Origin of the sequence: Henriciella sp., from assembly GCF_049649345.1 — a bacterium.
In the GTDB taxonomy this organism is placed as follows: Bacteria; Pseudomonadota; Alphaproteobacteria; order Caulobacterales; family Hyphomonadaceae; genus Henriciella.
Genome location: NZ_JBARZC010000672.1, coordinates 1 through 2,327, shown reverse-complemented (window position 1 = coordinate 2,327; position 2,327 = coordinate 1). Strand labels below are relative to the sequence as shown.

2 protein-coding genes and 1 riboswitch are annotated in these 2,327 nt (G+C 62.1%); both genes read left to right on the top strand.

The features are described 5' to 3' along the window. Positions 1-965: AMP-binding protein (locus WA989_RS18545; protein ID WP_424341953.1), on the top strand; the 965-nt coding region annotated here is incomplete at its 5' end. 103 nt (positions 966-1,068) lie between these two features. Beyond that, positions 1,069-1,971 carry a DUF1499 domain-containing protein gene (locus tag WA989_RS18540; RefSeq protein ID WP_424341952.1) on the top strand — a complete coding sequence of 301 codons (903 nt, stop codon included), beginning with the start codon at positions 1,069-1,071 and terminating at the stop codon, positions 1,969-1,971. A 179-nt stretch (positions 1,972-2,150) separates the two neighbouring features. Beyond that, positions 2,151-2,231: riboswitch (ZMP/ZTP riboswitch) on the top strand. The last annotated feature ends 96 nt before the right edge of the window (positions 2,232-2,327 follow it).

The window sequence follows — 2,327 nt, the reverse complement described above, 5'->3', positions numbered from 1 at the left end:
ATGTCGTGCTGCCGGTGGTTCCGATGTTCCACGCCAATGCCTGGGGCCTTGCCTTTGCCTGCCCGGCGACAGGTGCAAAGCTGGTCATGCCGGGCGCGGATATGTCGGGTAAGGCGATTTACGAACTGCTCGACAAGGAGAAGGTGACGATCACGGCGGCTGTGCCGACCGTCTGGCTGCTTCTGCTGACCTATCTTGAAGAGAACAATCTCAAACTGCCGCATCTTCGCAAAGTGGTCATCGGCGGTTCGGCTGTGCCGGAGCGGATCCTCCGGGCCTTTGAAGAGAATTACGATGTCGAGGTCTTCCACGCCTGGGGCATGACCGAACTCTCCCCGCTTGGAACGCTCGGCGCGCTACCGGCCAATCTGGTCGATGCGCCGCACGAAGAGCAAATGACCTACAAGCTGACCCAGGGCCGCCCGCCATTCGGGGTCGAACTCAAGATTGTCGATGATGAGGGCAAGGACCTGCCGCGCGATGGCGAGACATCCGGCCGGCTGGTCTGCCGCGGCCCGGCGATCACGAAATCCTATTTCAAGGCCGACGAGCCTGCCGTGGACGCGGATGGCTGGTTCGATACCGGCGATGTCGCAACGCTTGACCAGGGCTCGACGATGCAGATCACCGACCGCGCCAAGGATGTGATCAAGTCGGGCGGGGAATGGATCTCCTCGATCGACATCGAGAACTTCGCGGTTGGTCATCCGAAAGTCGCCAATGCGGCGGCGATCGGCGTCTATCATCCAAAATGGGATGAGCGACCGCTCCTGATCGTTCAGCCCGCCGATGGCGAACAGCCGTCGAAAGAAGACGTGCTCAAGCAGCTTGAAGGCAAGATCGCCAAATGGTGGACGCCGGACGATGTCCAGTTCGTTGAAGAGATACCGCTCGGCGCCACTGGCAAGATCAACAAGCTGAAGCTGCGCGAAATGTTCAAGGATTACAAGCTGCCGACGGCTTGACCCGTCGCTGTTTCGTGACCGGGCGTCAGTCTTAATCCCTTGCTATCAGCGCCCGCCGCGATAAGTGTCGGGCGCTGAACCATATGAGGCGGAGGGATGACGCATGAGTGACACGGTCAATTCAGCGGGCTGGCGCCTGAAATTTGCAGGCGCAGCGCTGGCCATCTCCATTCTGGCCGTGATCTGGTTCGCGGCAGCGGCGCTCGGCACGAAATACGGGCTCTGGGGATGGCAGTTCGGGCTTGGAAAAATGACCATTGGCTGGGGGCCGATCATCGCTTTCGGCGCCGCCGGGCTAGCTGTGATCGCTGTCATTGTCGGCCTCATCAAGTCCCCGCGCACCCAGCCGGTGATCCTTGCCCTCGGCGCGCTTCTGATCGCCCTGATGCTGGTTTTCCGTCTGATCGGTTTTGGCGCGCAAGCCGGGAGCCTGCCTCCGATCCACGATATCCAGACCGACTGGGACGATCCGGTGCGCTTCTCCGAAGCCCTGCTGGCCCAGCGCAAATCCGACGATGCGATGAACCCGGTCGAGGAAGCGCCCGTCATTCCTGAGTCGCCGGGCGTCGAAGAGCGCTGGCCTGGCATGGGCGGGCGCCTCGTTTCGGAGGTCCAGGAGGAGGCAGAGCAGCCAAAGATGGTTGATGGTGAAGAAACAGCGCCGGCCTATGACCGCCCGATCGAGCCTGTCTATTTTGACCAGTCCCCCGGCGAGATCGCCGCCTATGCGACGCGCCTCGCCGAGGCCCGCGGCTGGGACATCTTCACCCGGCCCGAAACCAGCGAGGATGTCGAGGAAACCCTGCTCGAAGCGACGGAGACCTCAGGCTGGTTCGGCTTCAAGGATGATGTCGCCGTGCGCATCCGCGCCGTCAATGGCGCGACGCGTGTCGACATGCGCTCGATCAGCCGCGTCGGCCTGTCGGACCTTGGCGCCAATGCGCGGCGTGTGTCCGGCTTCATGGATGAGCTCGCCGACCGGGCAAATGGGCGGCGGGAGCCTTAGGGCGTCGACTTTCAATAGATGAATTGAGTCTGTAGTGCGCGTCACTCTCGATCGACGTGAGCGATTTGAGAGCCCATCTCCGATCCTCGCGGCAGGCGCCTCGTTTTTTGCGGACAAGGATGGACCCTCAGACCGCTTCGCTGTCGAGGGTGACGCCGGTTCGAGAACGGGCTATCATCTCTTCGCTGCGTAACTGGCGCATGAGGTGGATCACCACCGGGGAGCGCGGCGACCACATGCCGGGCGTCTGGGCATCAACCTCTGACCTGAAGGAGGGCGCCCATGCCCGACCCCACTCCGATTTCCGTTGCGTTCCTTGTCTTTCCGAACGTCACCCAGCTTGACCTGACAGGCCC

Coding starts and splice junctions, on each gene's coding strand:
- WA989_RS18540 (WP_424341952.1), top strand. CDS start 1,069: ATGAGTGACACGGTCAATTCAGCGGGCTGGCGCCTGAAATTTGCAGGC.